Below are 15663 nucleotides of genomic sequence, written 5' to 3'. Positions count from 1 at the left end.
TTTTTCAATGATATAATCCATACAAAGACATATCATTCCAGAATTCTGTGTAGGATTTTTCTACCACTTCTGGATTTTCAATGTTTAATGGAAACACTAATTTTAAAGGTGTAAAACTCATAGCCATTCTGTGATCATTGTATGTTTTAATTGATTGGTTTTTATTAAAATTAAAATTATTCTTTAGTTCTAAGCTTGAGTTGCTTATCTCAACATCACCCCCACATTTTCCAAGTTCATTTTTCAAAGCTTGCAATCGGTCTGTTTCTTTAATTTTTAAAGTTTCTAATCCAGTAATTTTAATTGGAATTTTTAGGCCAAAAGCTGTTACAGCTACTGTTTGAGCAATATCAGGACAATCGTTCATATCTATTTCAATATTGTTCGGATATTTAAAATCAGTATTTTTATAAATTTTAATTTCTCCATTGTTAAATATAGTATTGACTCCAAAAAATTCTTTAAAAATTGATTCTATTCTTCTATCAGCTTGTAAAGAATTTTCGAATAAATATTTCATATTTATAGTTAGTTCATTTCCTAAAGCGCAAAGAGAATAATGATAAGAAGCTGAAGACCAGTCGCTTTCAATTGTGTATTCTTGTTTTTCTAGATGATCAAAATATGAAATTTTTATAATATTATTTTCAAAACAAGCAGATATTCCCAAATCTTTGAGAATCTGAAGAGTCATATTTAAATAGGGAAATGATGTAATTTTACCTATAATTTCTATATTTAATCCGTTTTTTAATTTAGCACCAATTAAGCATAAAGCAGTTAAGTATTGACTACTTATACTTGCAGATAATTTGACAGTATTTTTGTATAATTCTCTACCATTAATAAGTAACGGTGGATATCCTTTTTTTTCTAAGTATGAAATATCTGCCCCCAAATCAATTAGTGCATTTACTAGAATTTCAATTGGACGTTCTTTCATTCTAGACGAGCCTGTTAAAATTGTTTTTTTATCACTGAAAATTGAATAATAGGCAGTTAAAAAACGCATTGCTGTGCCAGCATGATGTATATCTATGATTTCCTGATTTGAAGCTAAAGCTTCTGCCATAAGTTTAGAATCTTGACTAAGAGATAAATTTTTTAAAATTATTGAATTATTATATAATGAATTTAATACTAATAATCTATTTGTTATACTTTTTGATCCGGAAAGGTTTATAGAAATATTTTTCATTTTAATTTCTTGTTATTACTATGTCTGTCTTTATCTCTCAGTGATTTTATAGAAATTTTTTTATTAAAAGCTTCTTCTAAATCTATACCTGTTTGGTTAGCCAAACAGCAAACTACAAAGATAACATCAGCAAGTTCTTCACCCAAATCTTTATTTTTATCAGATTCTTTTTCTGATTGTTCTCCATATCTTCTAGAAATTATTCTAGCAACTTCACCCACTTCTTCAGTTAGTTGAGCTAAGTTAGTAAGTTCATTGAAATATCTTATTCCATATTCCTCAATCCATTCATTAACTTTTAATTGAGTATCATTTAATCCCATATTTATTTTAGAGTCTAAATTAATTAAAACAATAAATATAAAATTTTATTGTGTTTTATTTTATTAAAATAATAATTTTTAACCATTTATTGATCAACTAATTTTATTTTAAATGTGTTTAAATAATTATTGCTTTTGTTTTTGAATACGAATATGTTTAATTAAAATAGCATATTTTTATTATTCTTAAAAAATGTGTTAAATTTCTACATTATTTCGTAAAATTAAATTTATAATACTAACATTATAATTGATAAATTTTTTTAAATGAATTGGGAGGAACTGATAACTCTGTACAATGAATATTTATTTTTAGAAAAAGGTTTGTCTAAAAATACACAACTAGCATATATTAGGGATTTAAAAAAAATTAAATACTATTTTAACAAAGATAATTTTATAACTCCTAATACAATCAATAAAGAAAACGTTCAAGATTTTATTTACGATTATTCTAAAAAATCCAAATCTTCAAAATCTCAAGCAAGATTAATATCATCAATAAAATCATTTTTTAAGTTTTTACAATTGGAAGATATAAGAAAAGATAATCCGGCTGAATTGTTAGAAAGTCCAAAAATTGGTCTTTATTTACCAGATACACTAGAGCATGATGAAGTTATGAAATTAATTGAATCCATAGATTTATCTACCTCTGAAGGTGAAAGAAATAGAACCATCATTGAAACATTGTACGGATGTGGTTTAAGGGTTTCAGAGTTGGTTAATTTAAAATTATCAGATTTATTTTTTAATGAAAATTTAATTAGAGTTACTGGAAAAGGAGATAAACAAAGATTGGTTCCAATTTCAGATTGGACTATCAAATACATAAATATATATATCAACGAAATTAGATTACATCAAACCATTAATCCAAAATTTAAAGATATATTATTTTTAAGTCGGAGAGGGGGGCAACTGACCAGAGAAATGGTATTTATAATAGTAAAAAAATTGAGTAGAAATGCCGGTATTAATAAAAATATTTCTCCACATACTTTTAGACATTCATTTGCAACTGTTTTATTAAAAAATGGAGCAGATTTAAGATCCATACAACTAATGTTGGGGCATGAAAGCATTACAACCACAGAAATTTATACTCATTTAGACCGTGAACAGTTAAGAGAAGCCATAGAAAAATACCATCCTTTTAATATAAATAAAGATTTTAAAACAGATGAAAATAAAATTTAAGCTGAAACCCTAGATATTACCGCATCTGAAAAACCCAACTTTTTAATATTTTCTAATAATCTTTTAGCAGATACATAATTATTAACCTTTCCTGTTGTATAAATATATATATTATTTGACTTTTGTCTGACAATATTATTCAAACCCTTAAAAATTGAATCTTTTTCTTTATACTTTTTAGGAGATAAAAATAATTCTATGGTATAATATTCATCATTAAGATTTTCTTTTTCAATATGTTTTACAATAGTTGCATTGTTGAATCCAGCTTCTTTCGCCAAATTTTGGTTTAATTCAGCATCAGATTTAAGATTTGAAGATCCTGAATAATAAATATATTTTCCTTTATACTTAATAATTTCAATGTCTTTTAAACCTCTAAGTTGAGAAGAATTAGGTGTATATTTACTGAAGGAAGATAGGAATTGTACTTTATAAAAAGTATCCGTATCAACAGGTAAATTTTCAGCTATATTAATAGTTTCTTTAGCAGAATTCTCTTTTCCAGACTTTTCATCAAAAGCCTTTTTGTAACTGATAAATGCATCATAAATATTTTTAGCAATCGTATTTTGTCCATCTTCTGATGCTAAATATTGACCTTCTTGATAGTTTGAGATAAATCCTGTTTCAATAAGGATAGCAGGCATAGCCGTTTGAACAAGAACTAAAAATCCAGCTTGCTTAACACCTCTGGATAGTCTATTTTCTTTAATAAAGTTATTCTCTACATAACTAGCTATTTTAAGACTATTTTCTAAATATGTATTTTGCATTAAGGTTAAACCAATCATTGATTCAGGAGAAGAAGGATCAAAATCTTCATAAGTAGTTTTATAATCCTTTTCCATATATACCACTTCATTTTCTCTCTTAGCAACGTCGAAATTGTCTTGATTACGATGCGTACCCAGTACAAAGGTTTCTGTGCCGTAAGGAGCACTTTTAGAACTAGAATTACAATGAATGGAAATAAAAAGATTGGCTTTATTTTTATTAGCTATATTAGCACGAGTCATAAGAGGAATAAATTCATCCGTAGTTCGCGTATAAATAACTTTAACGTCTTTATTATTATTTTCGATTAGAGCTCCAATTTTTTTTACTAAAGATAAAGTAACATCTTTTTCATTTGCATATGGACCTCTTGCACCAGAGTCATGTCCTCCATGTCCAGCATCTAAAACCAATACAAAATCTTTATTTTGAGAATGTATTGAATTTATAAAAAAGAACGAAAAAAAAATCAATATATATTTTAAGTTAAATATTGTTAAAACTCTCATTAAATCTTTTTTTTGATTAATTTTGAAACCGAATTTTTTCTGAATTTATACATTTTAATGAATTCAAAATCCAAATATAACATACTTTGTTTACTCTTTCTAATTTTTAACATTCTCTTAGCACAAGAGGGTAGAAAACAAGTAATAGACTCAATTACCCCCCCTACTGATACGCTTGTAAGAGTGAATAAAGAATCTTTGCAAGATATTGTGGATACACAAGGAGATGAAATTAGAAATATTTTTTCTAAAAATACTACTTATCTTATACACAATGCAAAGGTAAAATATGAGGATATGATTATTGAAGGAGATTATATAGTAATGGATTGGAATTCAGGAGATATTTTTGCCAGAGGTAAGGTAGATAGTTTAGGGAAAATAATTGAAAATATAACCTTCACACAAGGAGGTAAAAAGTTTGAATATACGGAAGCAGTATTCAATATGAACACCAAGCAAGGTACAGCATATAATGTGAGGACGGAAGAAGAAGAAATGGTCATAATTGCAGAAAAAGCTAAAAGAATGAATGATAGTGAGTATTATATGAGAAGAGGTTTAATGACTCCAGATGAATATTTTAAAGCAAAAAAAGACTCACTCGCAGATGTAGAATTTCATACCAATAAACTAAAGCTTATTAATAAACCTCAAGGAGGTAAAGACCTAATTGCTGGTCCTACTACAATGTATATAGAACAGATTCCCACACCATTTATATTGCCATTTTTATATTTACCAGCTTCAGGTAAAAAAAGATCTGCGGGAATACTTATAGGAAGTTTCGGAGAAAGACAAAATAAAGGATTTTATTTAGAAAGATGGGGATTTTATGTACCCATAGGTGAATATTTAGATTTAGAAACTCGCTTTGGGGTATATACCAAAGGAAGTTGGATGATAGATAATAAATTACGATACAATAAAAGATATAGATATAACGGTAATCTAGAATATATTTATGAAAAGAATATTTCAGGAACTAAAGGCTTAAGTGATTATTCAGAATCAAACAATTATAGGTTTATTTGGAATCATATACAAGATCCTAAAGCAAATCCAAATTTATCGTTTAATTCCACCGTAAATTTCTTAAGTCAAAACTATTACAATAACAGTATCTATAATTATAACGCTATTAATGGTAATGTAACAAACAATCAAACCTCTTCATCTATATCATTGGTAAAAAGATTTAATAATAATCCGTTTACAATTTCATTAAATGCATCTGCTTCCCAAAATATTTCAACGGGACTAGTTTCAATGGTTCTACCTAATCTTTCCGTTACTATGCCTCAAATTTATCCATTTAAGCCTAAAAATGGTGCTAAAAGAACTATTTTTCATAATCTGTATTTAGATTATAAAATGAATCTTCAGAATTCTATAACAACCACCACTGAAGATATGTTTAGTTCAAAAATGTTTGACAATTCAAACAATGGCATGAGTAATTCTTCCAGCTTTGGAACAACCTCCACTATTTTTAATTATTTTCAATTTGGGATCAATGTTAATTATAAAGAAGTTTGGACAACGAAAACAATTAGGAAAGACTTTGATCCTACGACTAAAACTGTAGTTTCAAATGATAAAAATGATTTTAGTGCCTACAGAACCTTTGGGGGAGCTTTAAGCTTAACTACAACCTTATATGGAATAGCTCAGTTTAAAAAAGGAGCAATGATACAAGCGGTCCGACATATGATGACTCCTACAATTAGTTATCAATATGCGCCAGATTTCTCAACCGACACATGGGGTTATTATGGATCTTACACAAATGAAGAAGGAAAAAAAATAAAATATTCTTATTATGAAGGTAATGTTATGGGATCTCCTTCTAATTATGAAAATAGTTCATTAAATTTATCCATTGCTAACAATTTGGAGATGAAAGTTAGAAGTAGTAAGGAGGATAGCGGAGTGAAAAAAATCAAAATTTTTGAGACGTTCAATGTAAATACCTCTTATAATTTTGCTGCAGATTCATTAAAACTTAATCCCATTAATATAACAGCTTCAACCCCCTTATTTAACTCAAGAATGAAAATTAATTATGCAATGAGGATAAATCCTTATAAAATTCAATTTGACTCTCCAACATCAACCGTAGGGTATGCCGTAGATAAATTGAATTTTTCCGTAGCTAGTTTTACCATGGGATTAAATCTTGGCTTAGATTCATCAATTTTTGGTGGTGAAAAAGCCAGCGATAAATATAAAAGAAGGGGAACTATACGTTATGAAAATTATTATTTTGATAATGATGGATATGCACATTTTGACATTCCATGGCGTTTGGATATAGGATTTAATTATACTTCAACCAAAGAATTCAATAAGGTTTCTAACGTATCTGCAACTATTAACTTAAATGGAGAAGTTTCACCAGCACCGTATTGGAAACTAACAGCCTCTACAAATTATGACTTAGAAAGTAAAGAGTTTGGATTTACCCGTTTAGGTTTTTCTAGAGATTTAAGAAGCTTTAATATTAATTTTAATTGGGTCCCAATTTCGGCTGGATTTAATAAAACATGGAATTTTTATATAGGTCTTAAAGCAGCAATACTAAAAGATGCACTTAAGTACGAAGCAAAAAATTTTAACGATCAAACAAATTTTTAAAAATATTTCGAATGGCAAAACAAATTATAAATACAGAGCAAGCACCAAAGGCTATCGGTCCATATTCACAAGCAGTAAAAACAGATAATTTATTGTTTATTTCTGGTCAGATCCCTGTTCATCCTATTACTAATTCTATACCCACAACAATTGAAGAACAAACGCATCAAGTAATGAAAAACATTGAAGCAATATTATTAGAAGCAAAGTTGAATTGGGATAATGTGATAAAATCAACAATATATCTAACAGATATGAATGATTTCACGAAAGTTAATGATATTTATGCCTCCTATTTCTCTAATTTTTTTCCTGCAAGAGAATGTGTTCAGGTTGTTGCATTACCAAAAAATGTGTCCGTTGAAATATCTGTAATTGCTTCTGAAGAAAAATAAATATGTTAAGAAATACACTTGCTGTTTTATTAGGGCTTTTAGTTGCACTAGCAATTATAACATTTTCATTAATGATTAACTCCTATTGGATACCCTATGATTATAAAGGAGTACCGATTGAGGCATGGCGATCAGTGGTAAAGACAGCTAAAGAAGAATTTTTTGTAGCTTTATTAATTTCTTCTGGAGTAGCATCATTATTAGGAGGGGTGGTTTGTGCACTGATTGTAAAAAGAGCTAAAAAGGCTTATGCGATGTTTATAGGATTTATACTTTTATTAACTGCTATAGCTAATGTTTTAATATTTAAAGGATTTCCAACTTGGTATATTTTAAGTTCCTTTTTTGTATTTTTTCCTAGTTCATGGTTGGGTGCACAAATTGTAGAATCTTTACAAAAAAAATCAAATAAAGAAAAGAAAAAATTATAGAGGTAACTTGTTCATAAGCGAATTAACGATTTCATAAGTGGCAGGACATATAATAATATTTTTTTCAGTTAGTTTATTGATCTGATAAAATTTTTTACGATCTGTATGTGGATATTCCTTACAAGCTTTAGGTCTTACTTCGTAAATTAGACAATAATTTTCATTATCTAAAAAGGGGCAGGGAAGATTTTTGAGTATCCAATCATTATCCTCATCCATATACAAATATTGGTCTATAAAAGTGGTGCTTTTTAAACGTAGATGTTTAGAAATCCTATCAATATCTTTTTCTGTAAATAAAGGACCTGTGGTTTTGCAACAATTGGCACAATTTAAACAATTAATATTATTAAATACTTCCTCATGTATTTCAAATAAAGTTTCATCAAGTTTTTTAGGTTTTTTATTCTTTAACTTGTTTAAGTATTTTTTATGTTCATTAGTTTTATTAATAGCTTCCTGTTTATATTTTTCAAGATTCATGAATTTAAATCTAATAATTCTATTTAATTTTTAATTATGAAAATTATTTTATTAAGTATTCTAAATGAAAATTATCTAAAATTTAATAAGAAATTTACCATAAAATCAGTTTTTAATATAGCTAGATTTCATATATAAGACACTTTAAAAAAAATATTATTAAAAATTATTTAGATTACAAATAAAATGATTTTATAGTAATATTTACAAGTTTATATGACAAAAATAATGTTTAAAATTCACAAATGATTGCTATATTTGTGTGAAACATTTAATTTATATCCATGCCTGAAAACAATAATAAATACAAAAAAATAGGAGTTTTAACTTCAGGAGGAGATTCCCCTGGAATGAATGCAGCTCTAAGAGCAGTAGTAAGGACATGTAATTATTATGATATTAATTGTTATGGAATTCGTATGGGGTACGATGGACTCATCAACGATCATATAGTAGAATTAGGACCACGTTCAGTAAAAAATCTTATTAATAAGGGAGGTACTGAACTAAAATCCGCGAGATCTGAAGAGTTTAGAACTGTTGAGGGAAGAAAGAAGGCAGCTGAGACTATAAAAAAGCATGGAATTGAAGCATTAGTAGTTATAGGTGGAGATGGCTCTTTTACAGGTGCTATGAAATTATATGAAGAACAAGGCGTTCCTTTCATTGGAATTCCAGGGACTATAGATAATGACATCTTTGGTACTGACTACACTGTAGGTTACGATACAGCACTAAATACGGTTGCTGAGGCTATTGATAAGATTAGAGATACTGCTACCTCTCATAATAGAGTGTTTTTTATTGAAGTAATGGGACGAGATGCGGGCTTTATAGCTTTAAATACTGGAATAGCAACGGGAGCACTTGATATATTAATTCCAGAAGAAAAGGATAGTATTGAAGATTTATTTCAATCCTTTGATAATGCAAAGAAAAAAGGCAAAACATCAAGCATAATTGTAGTAGCAGAAGGTGATAAACTTGGTGGGGTTTACGACTTAGCTAAGTTTACCAAAATGAAATATCCTGAATTTGATGTTCGGGTTACTGTATTGGGACATATTCAAAGAGGAGGTAGCCCAACTGTAGCTGATAGAGTTCTTGCATCTAGGCTAGGAGTTGCAGCAGTGGAAGGATTAATTGACGGTAGATGTTGCGTAATGGCTGGAATGCAATCTAGTAAAATAGTTTTTACCCCTATTGAAGAGGCAATAAAAAAACACAACGAAATAGATAAAGAATTGATAAAAGTATCTAATATTTTATCAATGCAATAAATAATCATAAATAATAAAAACACTTAAATATTATGTCTAAAATTAAAGTAGGAATCAACGGTTTTGGTAGAATAGGTCGATTAGTATTTCGTGCAGCACAGCACAACGATGCTATAGAAGTAGTTGGAATAAATGACCTAATTGATGTTGAATATATGGCTTATATGCTAAAATATGACACCATACACGGTAAATTTAATGGAACAGTTGAGGTTCAGGATGGTAAACTAGTAGTAAATGGAAAATCTATTAGAGTTACAGCAGAAAGAAACCCTGCTGATCTAAAATGGGGAGATATAGGAGCAGAATATATCGTTGAATCTACAGGTTTATTTTTAACTAAAGAAAAAGCACAAGGACATATTGATGCAGGTGCTAAATATGTTGTAATGTCTGCACCTTCAAAAGATGATACACCAATGTTCGTATGTGGTGTAAATGATAGTACTTATGCTAAAGGCACACAATTTGTTTCTAATGCATCTTGTACTACCAATTGTTTAGCTCCTATTGCAAAAGTATTAAACGATAAATTTGGAATTCTTGAAGGTTTAATGACTACAGTACATGCAACTACAGCTACTCAAAAAACTGTAGATGGTCCTTCAGTTAAAGATTGGAGAGGAGGTCGTGCAGCAGCAGGAAATATCATTCCTTCTTCTACAGGGGCCGCAAAAGCTGTAGGAAAAGTTATTCCTGAATTAAATGGTAAACTTACGGGTATGGCATTTAGGGTTCCAACCTTAGATGTTTCTGTAGTTGATCTTACGGTACGTTTAGCCAAAGAAACTTCATACGATGAAATTTGCAAAGCTATGAAAGACGCTTCAGAAGGAGAATTAAAAGGAGTATTAGGATATACAGATGAAGAAGTTGTATCTTCAGATTTTATATCAGACCCAAGAACTTCAATATTTGATGTAAAAGCAGGAATTCAATTAAGTCCTACATTTGTTAAAGTTGTTAGTTGGTATGACAATGAGTGGGGGTATTCTAACAAAGTAGTTGAGTTAATCACTAGAATGGCAAAAATAAATGCTTAAAATATAATAGTATATTAAAAAAAGCTACCTTTTTAGGTAGCTTTTTTTTTATATAAAATTTTAATAATAATGTGAAGGAAAACTTTTCTCTGCCTTTCTTTTCAAAATGTTTAAAGCAAAATAAGATTGTAGAAATCCAAATCCATATGAAAAAAATTGTGTAAACGTAGTTATTAACGAAAGATAACCAATTTTTAAACTTTTGTTTTTATTAGAGGAATCAACAAACAAGACAACGCAATATAGAATTAAACCAATAAATGGAAATAAGCAAAGTATTGAAAATAATGAGAACTTAGAATTGAAAATATAATAGAACAATACAAACAATAATAGTAGAATTGAAATTACAGTATAAATTAAAAATATACTAGGAAACCAAAAAGTTAATTTTTTAAATTTTGGATGTCTTTGATTTAATATGGGTCTTGCAATTCCAAATTTGTATACTTGTTTGGAAAATTTTAATAAAGAAGTACGCCTCTTATGATAAACCGTACAAGAAGGAAAGAACCGTGTTTCAAAGTTATTTTCCCATAGGCATAAACTTAGATCAGGATCTTCCCCAATACGTAATTCGGAAAATCCGCCAATAGCATTGAAAGCTATTTTAGAAATTCCCATGTTAAAGCTTCTAGGTTGAAATCGGCTTACAGTTTTTTTGTTACCTCGAATTCCACCCGTGGTAAGATAAGAAGTCATGGAGTAGGAGATAGCCTTTTGTAAATTATTAAAATCAGAACTGGCAGAATCAGCACCACCAAATGCATCAACAAAATTTACTTTAAGCTCCTTTTTAACATTATAAATATAATTTTTTGGAGCTATACAATCAGAATCTAAAAAAATTAAATAATTTCCAGAAGATTTTGAAACTCCCATATTTCTAGCATATCCAGCACCAGTATTTTTTTGATAAAAATATTTAATATCTAATTTATCTAAGTATTCTAAAGCAATAACTTCTAGATTATCTGTAGAACCATCATCAACTACTATAATTTCAAAATCTTTGTCGGTTTGATTTGCAAGACTATTAAGTAGTTCTTTAAGTTCTTCCTTTCGATTATATACAGCAATGATAATGGATAAACGTAGATTGAAATCACCGAACATAAAGTTAATCGTCAGATTATGTAGTTATTCTTTCTATATCAGCACCTAAAGCTCTTAACCTAACGTCAATATTTTCATAACCTCTATCTATTTGATAAATATTACTTATTAAGCTTTCTCCTTTTGCTGACATTGCAGCAATAAGTAAAGCAATTCCGGCTCTAATATCTGGAGAAGCCATATTTGTAGCACGTAGGGGAACTTCTTGATTCATTCCAATTACGGTAGCTCTGTGAGGATCACACAAAATAATTTGTGCCCCCATATCAATTAATTTATCTACAAAAAATAAACGACTTTCAAACATTTTTTGATGGATTAATAAACTTCCTTTGGCTTGAGTTGCCACAACTAGAATTATGCTTATTAGATCAGGAGTAAAACCAGGCCAAGGAGCATCAGATATTGTTAAGATGGATCCATCAATGAAATTTTGAATTTTATAATGTTTTTGCGAAGGTATAAACATATCGTCGTTTTTACGTTCGATTCGAATGCCTAAACGTTTAAATGTATCAGGTATATTACCTAAATTATCCCAACTAACATTTTTAATGGTTATTTCAGATTGTGTCATTGCAGCTAAACCTATAATGCTGCCAATTTCAATCATATCAGGCAACACAGTATGTTCTGTACCGTCTAATTGACTTACACCTTCAATGGTAAGTAGATTGGAACCTATACCGTTTATTTTAGCCCCCATAGAACAAAGCATTTTACATAACTGCTGAATATAGGGCTCGCAAGCGGCATTATAAATTTGTGTTTGTCCTTCTGCAAGTACGGCTGCCATTATTATATTTGCAGTACCCGTAACGGAGGCCTCTTCCAAAAGCATATAACATCCTTGCAATTCTTTAGCTACTACTGAATAAAACTTTTCTTCTTCTTTATAAGTAAATACAGCGCCAAGATTTTTAAATCCTTGGAAGTGGGTATCAAGCCTTCTTCGACCTATTTTATCACCGCCGGGAATAGGTATATACCCTTCCTTAAATCTTCCTAGTAAAGGTCCAAGTATCATAATAGTACCTCTTAATTTCGCACCGTCTCTCCTGAATTCGTTACTTTTTAAATAGTCGAAGTCTATATGTTCAGAACAAAATGTGTAATCCCCTTTAGCATTTTTTGTAATTTTCACCCCTAAAGTCTCAAGTATTTCTATCAGTTTTAAAACATCCTGTATTTCAGGAATATTTTTAATTCTAACGGGTTTAGAAGTTAATAAAACAGCGCAAATCACTTGTAAAGCTTCATTTTTAGCTCCTTGTGGGTAAAAATCACCTCTGAGAGTTTGTCCCCCTTTAATTCTGAAAGTATTCATTATTTACTATTCTTTTTAGAATAATTTACTTTATTTTTAAAATTATTATTTCTGTTATTTCTATTCCTATTTTTACTATTATTGGAAATAGTATTTGTATTATTGGAATTTATTACTGTCATTAATGGATCTCCCTCGGTACTTTTTAAATTACCCTCTGACATTTCTTCTAAATGAGAGAAAATTACAGAATCTTCTACCTGATCTTTATTCCATTTCAAATAATTTTTTTTCATTTGATTTGCTATGACATATTTAAGACCCTCTTTACGATCGCCTTCTTCCCAGGTTTTAGCAACCTCAATCATTTTTTTTATATTAGTTCCATAATACCTAAACTTGGATTCATTCTTAGGATATTCCATTTTTTTGGGAGGTATTTGAATTTCAGCTTTAGATATTATCGGATAAGGGGAATCCACTTTTAACTTAAATTCTGACATAATAAATAATTGATCCCATAATTTATGTTGAAAATCAGGAATATCCCTTAAATGAGGATTTAAATCTCCCATAACTTTAATTATAGATCTTGCAAATTTATTTCTGTCTTCATCATTTTCAATGTTTAAACAATGGTTAACTAAGGCTTGTATGTATCGTCCATATTCTGGAATAATTAATTTCGTTCTTTGAGTATTGTACTCCATGGTTTTTATTAAATTTAAGATTACTTAATTTTTTTTTATTAAGTATTTCTATTAATAATTTTGTGTATATTAATAATATTAGTTCTGATTTGTAAAATAAAGTTTTTTGTAAAATAATTACTTATTAAAATTGGAAGCATATATATGAATAATAAAACTAAATTATTTTTAATTAGTTTTTGATATTTGATTTTTGAACTACATGGAAAGACTTCAAATTACAAAAAACCTTACAAATATAAAATATTTTATTTATAAAAGATATTTTATGAATTTGAATCATGGATAATTTGATTATAAAAAAATAAAGTTTAGGATTAACTGCCCAGATTATATAAGTATAATTTTTATTTACCTTTGTTGTGAAAAGTAATTTAACAAAAGTTCATGCAAGAATATAGCCCAATTCGATTTTTTACATTAAAAATTTATAGTTTTCTAAGGAGTTTAGGTGTTTCTGAGGAATGGATTAATATAACTGCAATAATAGTTATTATTGCAATTGCCATAATTTTAGTTACGGTTTTTAAAAAAGTTACTAATTATTCTTTAGAAAAAATATATTCAGTAACCAAGTTTAGTATTTTTGATCATTTAATAAAGAATAAAATATCTAACTACTTAGCTTATATTTTATCTTACGTATTGTTCGTTAATATAGTTCCAGATCTAATATTTAAAAAACACATAAGTAGAATTATACTAAAATTTGCGGATATATTTTTTGTATTTGTGATGATTTGGATCATCATGTCAGTCATAAAATCTCTATTAAATGTATTGGCTGAAAGATCTACTTTAAAAAATAGACCCATGAAGAGCTATATCCAAATTATAGAAATTATATTATATATATTTGGAGCAGTAGCTATATTTTCAATTGTTACTGGTAAATCTGCAACTGTATTTTTTACTGCAATGGGAGCAGCCTCAGCCATTCTTATGTTAATGTTTAAAGATACAATTATGGGTTTTGTTGGTAGTATACAAATTTCAACCAATCGTATAGTTTTGATCGGTGATTGGATAACCATGAATAAATATGGAGCTGATGGTACTGTTGAAGAAATTAACTTAAGTACAGTAAAAGTAAGGAATTTTGATAAAACAATAACAACCATACCCACTTATTCATTAATATCAGATTCTTTTCAGAACTGGAGAGGAATGCAAGAAAGTGGTGGGAGAAGAGTAAAACGTTCTTTTTATGTAAAGCAAAGAGATATAAAACTACTTTCCGAGAGTGAATTGGATGAATATGAAAAAGAACCAATATTATCAGAATTTATTAAAGAAAAAAGAAAACATTATGCAAAAATAAACAATCATTTAAAAGTGAATGAAACATCTAAATTAAGAGGTTATCATATCACCAACTGTGATTTATTTTTAAGTTATATTAATTCATTGTTAAAATGCAATCCAGAAATTCGTCAAGACTATACTTGTATGGCAAGACAAATGGCTCCAACATCTTCAGGAATACCAATTGAACTTTATTTCTTTACTAACACAGTGCAATGGATAGAGTATGAACGTATTTCCGCTGAAGTTTTAAATCAAGTTTATTACAGTTTGGATTATTTTAAATTAGAAATTTTTGAAGTTACTGCAGGCAATGATTCATTAAATGTAAATTTAAGTACCACTAAAAATTAAAAAAATATTTAAAAAGATTTAGATTATTGATATGAAAAAAATTAGCTCAATTATTTTACTCATTTCTTTATTTATAATCGTAGGTTGTAAATCTAATAAAACCACAGCCGTAAATAAGAAATATATAAATTCTGATAGTCTTCCAACATTAATTGGTAGAACAACTCCAGATGCTTTGCTACATAAAGATTTTTCAGATTGGTATTTAGATGAATACAATTCGTATATACCAGATTCAAAAATTATTAAAAAATTAAAGAATAGAATTGACCTATATACCATAGAGGTATTTTACGGCACTTGGTCAGAGGAATCTAAAGTCTTAATTCCAGACCTATTGAAAATTATAAAATTATCGCACTATCCAGAAAAAAAACTAAAAATGTATGCGGTCAATGAAAAGAAACAAAGTTTTTATGGGGAAGATGTTCAAAAAAAAATTATTGAAATTCCAACAATTATTATTTATAGAAATTACGATGATAAGAATGGCATAAGAAGAGAGGTAGGGAGAATTATTAAAGAACCGTCTAAAAAATTAGAAGAAGATATATATAATTATATTGATAATTTTGGTGCTAAGCATAAAAAATCAAAGAAAAAACTTAAAAAATTTAAAAATTTAAACTATTAAT

The 15663-nt window shown here is 28.4% G+C and carries 15 protein-coding genes; 8 read left to right on the top strand and 7 right to left on the bottom strand.

Translation table 11 applies throughout. The annotated features are described in order from the left end of the window. Window positions 1-4: 4 nt before the first annotated feature. Both ETU10_RS10810 and ETU10_RS10805 read right to left on the bottom strand, forming a co-directional pair. Window positions 5-1198, bottom strand: coding sequence for a 3-phosphoshikimate 1-carboxyvinyltransferase (locus ETU10_RS10810; RefSeq protein WP_146312201.1), 1194 nt, complete (start codon window positions 1196-1198; stop codon window positions 5-7). Beyond that, window positions 1195-1521, bottom strand: a complete 327-nt coding sequence (locus ETU10_RS10805; RefSeq protein ID WP_146263174.1) for a nucleotide pyrophosphohydrolase — start codon at window positions 1519-1521, stop codon at window positions 1195-1197. Before ETU10_RS10805 ends, ETU10_RS10810 begins: the two co-directional genes overlap by 4 nt. Window positions 1522-1788: 267 nt before the next feature. Between ETU10_RS10805 and xerD the strand changes: the two genes are divergently transcribed. After that, on the top strand, window positions 1789-2721 hold the full coding sequence (gene xerD, locus ETU10_RS10800) for a site-specific tyrosine recombinase XerD (protein ID WP_146312199.1): 933 nt from the start codon (window positions 1789-1791) through the stop codon (window positions 2719-2721). On the opposite strand, the gene ETU10_RS10795 is transcribed toward xerD, so the two are convergent. Then, window positions 2718-4007, bottom strand: a complete 1290-nt coding sequence (locus ETU10_RS10795; protein WP_146263176.1) for an N-acetylmuramoyl-L-alanine amidase family protein — start codon at window positions 4005-4007, stop codon at window positions 2718-2720. The two genes, xerD and ETU10_RS10795, sit on opposite strands and share 4 nt — an antisense overlap. A 57-nt stretch (window positions 4008-4064) precedes the next feature. Between ETU10_RS10795 and ETU10_RS10790 the strand changes: the two genes are divergently transcribed. The 3 genes from ETU10_RS10790 to ETU10_RS10780 are packed head-to-tail and all read left to right on the top strand — an operon-like array spanning window position 4065 to window position 7470. Next, a complete protein-coding gene (locus ETU10_RS10790; RefSeq protein ID WP_146312197.1) occupies window positions 4065-6644 on the top strand; it encodes a putative LPS assembly protein LptD in 2580 nt (859 codons plus the stop codon). 11 nt (window positions 6645-6655) lie between these two features. Further along, window positions 6656-7039 (top strand): RidA family protein, encoded by a 384-nt coding sequence (locus tag ETU10_RS10785; RefSeq protein ID WP_146312194.1) that lies wholly within the window; start codon window positions 6656-6658, stop codon window positions 7037-7039. 2 nt (window positions 7040-7041) lie between these two features. Then, window positions 7042-7470 (top strand): hypothetical protein, encoded by a 429-nt coding sequence (locus ETU10_RS10780; protein WP_246118467.1) that lies wholly within the window; start codon window positions 7042-7044, stop codon window positions 7468-7470. Here the strand turns inward: ETU10_RS10780 and ETU10_RS10775 are convergent. Then, complete coding sequence (locus ETU10_RS10775; RefSeq protein ID WP_146263180.1) at window positions 7465-7953, bottom strand: YkgJ family cysteine cluster protein; 489 nt, start codon at window positions 7951-7953, stop codon at window positions 7465-7467. The two genes, ETU10_RS10780 and ETU10_RS10775, sit on opposite strands and share 6 nt — an antisense overlap. A 284-nt stretch (window positions 7954-8237) precedes the next feature. On the opposite strand from ETU10_RS10775, the gene pfkA reads away from it, so the two are divergent. Both pfkA and gap read left to right on the top strand, forming a co-directional pair. Further along, window positions 8238-9233, top strand: coding sequence for a 6-phosphofructokinase (gene pfkA / locus ETU10_RS10770; RefSeq protein ID WP_146263181.1), 996 nt, complete (start codon window positions 8238-8240; stop codon window positions 9231-9233). 32 nt (window positions 9234-9265) lie between these two features. Then, entirely contained in the window at window positions 9266-10276 is a 1011-nt protein-coding gene (gene gap, locus ETU10_RS10765; RefSeq protein ID WP_146263182.1) for a type I glyceraldehyde-3-phosphate dehydrogenase, read from the top strand. A gap of 60 nt (window positions 10277-10336) precedes the next feature. Here gap and ETU10_RS10760 read toward each other — a convergent pair whose 3' ends face one another. Genes ETU10_RS10760 through ETU10_RS10750 form a run of 3 tightly spaced genes read right to left on the bottom strand, consistent with a single transcriptional unit; the run spans window position 10337 to window position 13369 of the window. After that, on the bottom strand, window positions 10337-11392 hold the full coding sequence (locus ETU10_RS10760; RefSeq protein ID WP_146312190.1) for a glycosyltransferase: 1056 nt from the start codon (window positions 11390-11392) through the stop codon (window positions 10337-10339). Window positions 11393-11408: 16 nt separating this feature from the next. Next, window positions 11409-12719, bottom strand: a complete 1311-nt coding sequence (murA, locus tag ETU10_RS10755; protein WP_394344708.1) for a UDP-N-acetylglucosamine 1-carboxyvinyltransferase — start codon at window positions 12717-12719, stop codon at window positions 11409-11411. Next, window positions 12719-13369 (bottom strand): DUF4290 domain-containing protein, encoded by a 651-nt coding sequence (locus tag ETU10_RS10750; RefSeq protein ID WP_146312186.1) that lies wholly within the window; start codon window positions 13367-13369, stop codon window positions 12719-12721. The genes murA and ETU10_RS10750 overlap by 1 nt, the downstream gene beginning before the upstream one ends. A gap of 387 nt (window positions 13370-13756) precedes the next feature. Here ETU10_RS10750 and ETU10_RS10745 point away from each other — a divergent pair, with 387 nt between their 5' ends. Both ETU10_RS10745 and ETU10_RS10740 read left to right on the top strand, forming a co-directional pair. Next, window positions 13757-15028 (top strand): mechanosensitive ion channel family protein, encoded by a 1272-nt coding sequence (locus tag ETU10_RS10745; RefSeq protein ID WP_146312184.1) that lies wholly within the window; start codon window positions 13757-13759, stop codon window positions 15026-15028. A gap of 31 nt (window positions 15029-15059) precedes the next feature. Next, entirely contained in the window at window positions 15060-15662 is a 603-nt protein-coding gene (locus ETU10_RS10740; RefSeq protein WP_146312182.1) for a hypothetical protein, read from the top strand. Window position 15663: the final 1 nt, after the last annotated feature.

It is taken from the genome of Apibacter muscae, from assembly GCF_007845595.1.
Taxonomy (GTDB): domain Bacteria; phylum Bacteroidota; class Bacteroidia; order Flavobacteriales; family Weeksellaceae; genus Apibacter; species Apibacter muscae.
The sequence above is the reverse complement of the archived record's forward strand: the minus strand, read 5'-3'. Positions and strand labels throughout refer to the sequence as shown.

Coding starts and splice junctions, on each gene's coding strand:
- ETU10_RS10810 (WP_146312201.1), bottom strand. CDS start 1,198: ATGAAAAATATTTCTATAAACCTTTCCGGATCAAAAAGTATAACAAAT.
- ETU10_RS10805 (WP_146263174.1), bottom strand. CDS start 1,521: ATGGGATTAAATGATACTCAATTAAAAGTTAATGAATGGATTGAGGAA.
- xerD (WP_146312199.1), top strand. CDS start 1,789: ATGAATTGGGAGGAACTGATAACTCTGTACAATGAATATTTATTTTTA.
- ETU10_RS10795 (WP_146263176.1), bottom strand. CDS start 4,007: ATGAGAGTTTTAACAATATTTAACTTAAAATATATATTGATTTTTTTT.
- ETU10_RS10790 (WP_146312197.1), top strand. CDS start 4,065: ATGAATTCAAAATCCAAATATAACATACTTTGTTTACTCTTTCTAATT.
- ETU10_RS10785 (WP_146312194.1), top strand. CDS start 6,656: ATGGCAAAACAAATTATAAATACAGAGCAAGCACCAAAGGCTATCGGT.
- ETU10_RS10780 (WP_246118467.1), top strand. CDS start 7,042: ATGTTAAGAAATACACTTGCTGTTTTATTAGGGCTTTTAGTTGCACTA.
- ETU10_RS10775 (WP_146263180.1), bottom strand. CDS start 7,953: ATGAATCTTGAAAAATATAAACAGGAAGCTATTAATAAAACTAATGAA.
- pfkA (WP_146263181.1), top strand. CDS start 8,238: ATGCCTGAAAACAATAATAAATACAAAAAAATAGGAGTTTTAACTTCA.
- gap (WP_146263182.1), top strand. CDS start 9,266: ATGTCTAAAATTAAAGTAGGAATCAACGGTTTTGGTAGAATAGGTCGA.
- ETU10_RS10760 (WP_146312190.1), bottom strand. CDS start 11,392: ATGTTCGGTGATTTCAATCTACGTTTATCCATTATCATTGCTGTATAT.
- murA (WP_394344708.1), bottom strand. CDS start 12,719: ATGAATACTTTCAGAATTAAAGGGGGACAAACTCTCAGAGGTGATTTT.
- ETU10_RS10750 (WP_146312186.1), bottom strand. CDS start 13,369: ATGGAGTACAATACTCAAAGAACGAAATTAATTATTCCAGAATATGGA.
- ETU10_RS10745 (WP_146312184.1), top strand. CDS start 13,757: ATGCAAGAATATAGCCCAATTCGATTTTTTACATTAAAAATTTATAGT.
- ETU10_RS10740 (WP_146312182.1), top strand. CDS start 15,060: ATGAAAAAAATTAGCTCAATTATTTTACTCATTTCTTTATTTATAATC.